Source organism: Nostoc sp. WHI, from assembly GCF_015714725.1.
GTDB lineage: Bacteria > Cyanobacteriota > Cyanobacteriia > Cyanobacteriales > Nostocaceae > Nostoc.
In genome coordinates this window covers 1-6,435 of sequence record NZ_WBKM01000269.1, presented here as the reverse complement: position 1 = coordinate 6,435, position 6,435 = coordinate 1, and the positions used below count along the sequence as shown (strand labels likewise).

Here is a 6,435-nt window from a genome sequence, read left to right as displayed (position 1 = left end):
GTCAAATGACGGCGGAAACTGTTGCAGAATACGATGTAGTGCTGTGTGTTGGAGACACCACTTTTCTTGATTATGGCAGGATTGTAGAAAAACTTGTAACTAAGCACACGCGAGTAATTCATGTTTTCGACAGAGAAGGTGATATCACAGAAGTTTTCGATAAAATTCGTCAACTTCAACACACGGGTGTCGTAGTTCGTGCCGCTCATAACCGGAGCTTAGATTCTGATAGTGAAGTGTTAACAGCTGGTTGGGCTGTGGAAGCGATCGCTCGTCTTGGCGGATATCTTGAACATCGACATAGAACTCCTATTGGTATCCAGGTACTGTGGCGAGGTTGGTTAAAATTACACGACCTCTGTGAGGGTTTGCAGCTTGCAACAGAGACTTAACGGGAAAAGTCAGAATACCTAATCCCCTTCATGCTTGCTTCTTACATCAAGCTATGCCATACTGCATATAAATACCAGTAAATCTATCGACTTATAGTAGATTAAAGCATAAATTATTGAATAGTTAGACGTTGAGTTCTACAGGAGTAGTTAAAATGGCAATCACGCGGCAAAACACAGCAGCATTTTTAGGAATCACCATTCACAATTCCAATAGCTTCAAAATAGGCAGACAGTGGATGCAACTTGCTGCACAACTAAAGCGACTTTGGTGGCACACTAAAGCGTATAAGACGATTCTGGGTGTCATGCTGCTAACCTTGGTAAGTCTGATTTTCCTAAGTATGCATTGGTCTTACCGCAGACTGTTCGCAGTTCTCAGCCATCGAGCCATTAACAGTAATTGGGATAAGCAATTAAAAATTAAAAGTTAGAAATGTTTGCCTAGTGTCTCGTAAAGAAGAATGCGATCCAATACGGTTTGGTTAAGGTTTTTTGATGAAAATTCTAGATCGGAAAGACGCGATAAGTCGCCGTCACGACGAAAGATTGATTATTGTAGAGACGGCGATTTATCGCGTCTCTTGTTTTAACCGAACCGTATTGAAATGCGATCGTGGCAGGTATCCTGGCCATGTCAAAGTGCTGATATTGATAACCTCCTAGTTAAAGACCTCTAGGAGCTTTTTTTAATTGATTATCTACTTCAATTGAGGCAGATATTAATAAACCTAGTTGCTGCAATTAAATTATTCTTTATGGATATTAATCATTGATTCTGATGGTAGAGGGAGTCAAAAGATTAAGATTAATAGTATGTATTCGTGAGTAAAAAACGTTTATCTATTTAATGTCTTAGTATCCCAGGTGTTGCGCTGGCAGTTCTTGGTGCAATTGTTGCGGTTTTCCTGTGGAATTTATTAACCCGCCGCAGTGCTGTATAAAACCAAAATTGCGGTCAATAAATCAAGGATACTTAAGAAATTCATTTAACAATTTTTTACTGTGAATTGAATCAAAAAAATAGCGGCAGTCTAATTATAGGGTGTCGCTATTTTTATAATTGTTGATAAATAAAATAATAATTGGTGGTAATACAATGCTGTGCGATCGCTGTTAAGGGACTGTCAAGTAAAACAATATCCATTAATCGTAGGGTGTGTTTCACAAATCAAATACTAGTCCTATATAGGAAGGTTAGCGATCGCCCCGTGGTCGATTCAAATTTTTTTAAAGTCTTAATTAGCTCTAAGAATTCCTATACCAGCTTCTCTTTCAATATAATCTGCTAAGTTGATAAAATCTTCACGCGGGTAGCATCTTCCGCCAACCAGATCAAACGCTAATCTACTAGCAGGATTTTCTGGGTTTTCGAGTATATGTATACCCCAGTAGTAAAGTAGGTCACTAGCCCGAATACAAACTTCTTCTGGATCTATACAATGAAATTTATTATCTATTTTACGAATTTCCTTATAAGCATTATAATAAACTTCTTTTAAAAGCCTTAAACGCTTAACACCAGGATCTTTAAAATTATTAACTAACACAAATAAATGAGCTTCTTGATTGATTTCACGTATTTCTCTAACAGTTTCTTGAATAACTTTACCGTGCTTGCTTATTCCCAGTGGGTTGAAGGTTGTTGGAATAATACAATAATCTAATCGTTTAACTATATCTGAAGGATTACGTTCTAGTGCAGGTGAACAATCGCAAATTACTATTTGACAATCACGGGCAGCATCTTCATCCCAATCACTTCCGTCAAACACTTGAATAGTTGTACCTACCCCTTTAGGATTGGGAACAAAAACACCATCACCTACTAATTTGTGCAAATTTTGTTCTCGGTCTAAGTCCACAAGTGCCACATTAAATCCTTGCAGCGCTAATGCTCCTGCTAAATGCCCTGCTACAGTTGTTTTTCCTACTCCGCCTTTACAGGTAAAAACTCCAAAATAAACTTTTTTTGAACTAGTTTCTTCGTCATGCTTTGGATTATCTCTGCTACCAATGACGGAATCACCGTCAATCCCAACTAGCTTATTTTCATGGGCAATGCCACAGCGAATTTTAGTATCTTTACCCCAGGTTCTCATTAATGCCAATGCTGGGCCGCCAAATCCTTTTGTGGTTATAAACCAACCAAAATTAAATTTTTTGCCTTCGTCAGAATCTAAAAAGTCAGCAAACTTTAAAAGCTGCGGCGCTGTTACGTTACCTTTTAGCCATTTAACCTGAACAACAACAACTAGGTTTCCTTTTTTGACCACTAGATCATAGCCAGGTTGATTGGTCTTTGCAGTTTCAACTGTCCAATCTGCTTTATGGATCAGTTTTGCTACGTGCTGCTCAAAGTGGGTAAAATCCTGGATGAATTGTGGTTCTAATGGTGATGACATAAACAGCTTTAGGTGGTTTGGTTTAGGGTGGTACTATGTAACATAGTATACTCTACAAAAATCAACCCTGACCGCATAGTTGCTTTATATACGTAATATGAATCACTATGCCCTCGTCTTTTAGAGAAATGCACCATACTCTGGCATAAATTAACAGCAAAGTTACATCTGATTTAAATAAGTATAAATACGCTAAAATCCACAAGTATCATGAAATTTTCAATAAGTTGCACCGATCGCTTCACACAAACCGACAATGTTTAGTTAAGCTGTAAGCGCTATGATTTAGCTTTATTGAACGTTTTATGCATTGGTTGTTATCTGGGCCATTAAGTATAGAGAAATTGACGGTTAACATTGCCGGGCTGCCTGCATCGTTACAGGGTAAGAAGTTGGTGCAGTTGTCAGATTTCCACTACGATGGTTTGCGGCTGTCGGAAGATATGTTAGAAAAAGCGATCGCATTTACTAACGAAGCTGAACCAGATTTAATTTTATTAACTGGTGACTACGTAACTGACGATCCGACACCGATTCACCAACTGGTGCTTCGACTTAAACATCTGCAAAGTCGCAGTGGTATCTATGCTATTCTTGGCAATCACGATATACATTACAAACACGCAAAAGCAGAAGTTACAGATGCCCTTACTAGCATTGGAATTCATGTCCTTTGGAACGAAATTGCCTATCCACTAGGCAAAGAATTGCCACTCGTTGGATTGGCAGATTATTGGTCACAGGAATTCAATCCTGTAGTAGTTATGAACCAGCTAAATCCCGACACACCCTGTATCGTTTTATCCCACAACCCGGATACTGCGGAAATACTGCAAGCCTGGCGAGTCGATTTACAATTATCTGGTCATACTCACGGGGGTCAAATCGTGATTCCCGGTATTGGCCCTGCAATGTTTTTTTACGAAAAGCTTGGAGAAAAAATACCCAAAAAAGTACGGCGTAGACTGCCATTTTTGCAAATAAATATCTCTGTAGTCAGCCATTGGGAATGGGCACAAGGTTTTCATCGGCTAGGAAAAAATCAGTTATATGTCAATCGTGGTTTGGGAACTTATCTCCCAGGACGTTTATTTTGCCGCCCAGAGGTTACTATAATCACGCTACAAGGTGAGTAAGTAATTCAAAATTCAAAATATAAGAACGTAATCACAGTAGGTATTCTGGCTAACGGGACTTAAACAAAAACTAAGCCCAAATAAAGCCCAAACTGGCTTTGTAAGCAGCAAATACGTCACGGTTGAGGGTTAACCAATCGAAAAATCGATAAGACATAGCCGTTCTAAAGGCTTCTAAGGCTTTTCGATTTTTCGCCAATCCTCCTAAATACTTTAATTGTCTCTTCTCTAACTTTAATAAGAAGGATGTATTGTTGCCATACCCAGCATCTATAAGTACGATTCCCGGTTGATATCCTCGTTTGAGTGTTCTATCTATTAGCTTCAGCGCTAATTCAGTTTTTTTCTCAACCTCTGGGTCTTGCTTACCACTGGGTAAAGAATTGCCGTGTTGATATAACTCTATCGCTTTCCCCCAATAATCCCCCTAAATAGTGCCTAAACCCTCTTTTTTGGGCTTTATAAGTAAGTAAATGATTCATCAAACCGTTGACACCATTTTTCAAAACACGGCGGCATGGCTGCGGGGGTTGTCTCTTTCATCGGCTGTTACTTCAACGTGAAAGCTATACTGATAAAGCATCATACCTTATTTTGGTTTTCCTTTTTGTTTAAGTCCCATTACATCCATAAAATGGTCTAAATCGCAGGGTGTAGGCACTTGCATCTTCAATGGTTACTTCTAAACTCAGTTCTCACACCGCACCAAACTTTAATGATGAATATAAGAGATTAGGGCTTTAATAAGGAGTTAGGAATAAATAACTCCTAACTCCTGTACAGACGCGATTAATCGCGTCTCTATTTTTTACACTGCACAACTCAACTCGCCGGCTTTTTGAGTGAAGAGGTGATTCTCGCGGTAGTCTACGGGACAATCTATCACGGCTGGTACATCTTGAGCGAGGGCTTCTTTAAGTGTGGGAATCAAGTCTAGAGCCGATTTAACTCGGTAGCCTTTTAAACCCATGCTTTCGGCGTATTTGACAAAATCAGGATTACTGAAATGTACAAAGGATGAGTTTCCTTTGCCAAAATGATTTTCTTGCTTCCACTCAATCAACCCATAACCACCATCATTAAAAATTATGGTGACAAAGGGCGTACCGACACGCAAGGCTGTTTCTAATTCTTGAGAATTCATCATAAAGCCGCCATCGCCTGTTACAGCAACAACTTTGCGGTTGGGATGAACGAGTTTTGCTGCTAAAGCGCCAGGAATGGCAATACCCATAGCCGCGAAGCCGTTGGAAATTATGCAAGTATTGGGGCTATGGCAATGATAATGACGAGCCATCCACATTTTATGTGCACCAACATCCGAGATGACGATATCATCTGGGCCCATCACTTGCCGTAAGTCATAAATTAACTTTTGCGGCTTGATGGGAAATCCATCATCATGAGCATGCTGTTCGTAATCAGCTCGAATATCTGCCCTTAAGCTGATGGCAAAAGGATCAGGTTTACCTTGTCTATCTGCTAATTTTAAGATTTCATACAGTGAATCTGAAATATCTCCAATTACTTCGGCGTTGGGAATATAACTACTATCAATTTCCGACGGACTTACCCCAATATGCACAATGGGAATTTCACCATTACGATTCCATTTCTTTGGGGAAAACTCAATCAAATCATAGCCGATCGCAATTACTAAATCTGTGTTATCAAAGCCACAGGTAATGTAATCTCTTTGCTGTAATCCTACTGACCACAATGCTAATTGATGGGTGTAGGGAATCACGCCTTTACCCATGAAGGTATTGGCAACAGGTATATTCAGCAAGGTGGCAAATTGGGTAACTGCATCACTAGCATGAGCGCGAATTGCCCCATTTCCTACTAAAATTAATGGGTTAACTGCTTGGCAAATTGCGGCTGCTGCTGCCCGAATGCTAGCAAAAGATGCATAGGTTTTTTCGCTACTATCCTTACGCAAAGGTTTACCTTCTACAGGCATGGCAGCAATATTTTCTGGCAAATCGATGTGAACTGCACCAGGTTTTTCAGATTGCGATCGCTTAAAGGCTTTCCGCACTACTTCTGGTGTAATACTCGGTCGCACAATCTGCTTATTCCACTTGGTAACAGGTGCAAACATTGCCACCAAATCCAAATATTGATGGGATTCGATGTGCATTCGATCCGTTCCCACTTGCCCAGTAATTGCCACTAAAGGCGCACCATCAAGGTTAGCATCTGCTACCCCAGTCATCAAGTTGGTTGCCCCAGGCCCAAGAGTAGAAAGACACACCCCGGCTTTTCCTGTCAGGCGTCCGTAGACATCCGCCATGAATGCTGCACCCTGTTCATGACGAGTTGTAATAAATTTAATGGAAGAATGTTTTAGCGCTTCCAAAACGTGTAAGTTTTCTTCGCCAGGGAGTCCAAAAATATATTGCACTCCTTCATTTTCTAGGCATTGCACCAATAATTCTGCTGTATTCATTTTTATTTCCTAAGTAGTAACGATATTGGGGAATGGGGAGTGGGGAGTGG

Annotated in this window: 6 protein-coding genes and 3 pseudogenes; 4 read left to right on the top strand and 5 right to left on the bottom strand. The window is 40.1% G+C overall.

Annotated features, from left to right (window positions below):
- Nucleotides 1-392 (top strand): annotated as a pseudogene (locus tag F8S12_RS41040) (hypothetical protein); the annotation flags it as partial.
- Between the two features lie 155 nt (nucleotides 393-547).
- Nucleotides 548-826 (top strand): hypothetical protein, encoded by a 279-nt coding sequence (locus F8S12_RS27200; protein ID WP_196519406.1) that lies wholly within the window; start codon nucleotides 548-550, stop codon nucleotides 824-826.
- A 73-nt stretch (nucleotides 827-899) separates the two neighbouring features.
- Here F8S12_RS27200 and F8S12_RS41780 read toward each other — a convergent pair whose 3' ends face one another.
- Nucleotides 900-1,028 carry a hypothetical protein gene (locus tag F8S12_RS41780; protein ID WP_269144854.1) on the bottom strand — a complete coding sequence of 43 codons (129 nt, stop codon included), beginning with the start codon at nucleotides 1,026-1,028 and terminating at the stop codon, nucleotides 900-902.
- Between the two features lie 218 nt (nucleotides 1,029-1,246).
- On the opposite strand from F8S12_RS41780, the pseudogene F8S12_RS41035 reads away from it, so the two are divergent.
- Nucleotides 1,247-1,336: pseudogene (locus F8S12_RS41035) on the top strand (GlsB/YeaQ/YmgE family stress response membrane protein); the annotation flags it as partial.
- A gap of 294 nt (nucleotides 1,337-1,630) precedes the next feature.
- On the opposite strand, the gene F8S12_RS27195 reads toward F8S12_RS41035, so the two are convergent.
- A complete protein-coding gene (locus tag F8S12_RS27195) occupies nucleotides 1,631-2,797 on the bottom strand; it encodes a nucleotide-binding protein (RefSeq protein ID WP_196519405.1) in 1,167 nt (388 codons plus the stop codon).
- Between the two features lie 305 nt (nucleotides 2,798-3,102).
- Between F8S12_RS27195 and F8S12_RS27190 the strand changes: the two genes are divergently transcribed.
- Nucleotides 3,103-3,933 carry a metallophosphoesterase gene (locus F8S12_RS27190; RefSeq protein ID WP_196519404.1) on the top strand — a complete coding sequence of 277 codons (831 nt, stop codon included), beginning with the start codon at nucleotides 3,103-3,105 and terminating at the stop codon, nucleotides 3,931-3,933.
- 70 nt (nucleotides 3,934-4,003) lie between these two features.
- Here F8S12_RS27190 and F8S12_RS42470 read toward each other — a convergent pair whose 3' ends face one another.
- The 3 genes and pseudogenes from F8S12_RS42470 to F8S12_RS27180 all read right to left on the bottom strand — a co-directional run bounded on the left by F8S12_RS42470 (nucleotide 4,004) and on the right by F8S12_RS27180 (nucleotide 6,385).
- Nucleotides 4,004-4,132: a hypothetical protein gene (locus tag F8S12_RS42470; protein WP_442946834.1), complete on the bottom strand. Its 129-nt coding sequence runs from the start codon at nucleotides 4,130-4,132 to the stop codon at nucleotides 4,004-4,006.
- A pseudogene (locus F8S12_RS27185) lies at nucleotides 4,115-4,476 on the bottom strand (transposase); the annotation flags it as partial. The pseudogene F8S12_RS27185 and the gene F8S12_RS42470, both read right to left, overlap by 18 nt.
- Nucleotides 4,477-4,741: 265 nt before the next feature.
- Nucleotides 4,742-6,385, bottom strand: a complete 1,644-nt coding sequence (locus F8S12_RS27180; RefSeq protein ID WP_196519403.1) for an acetolactate synthase large subunit — start codon at nucleotides 6,383-6,385, stop codon at nucleotides 4,742-4,744.
- Nucleotides 6,386-6,435 lie beyond the last annotated feature (50 nt).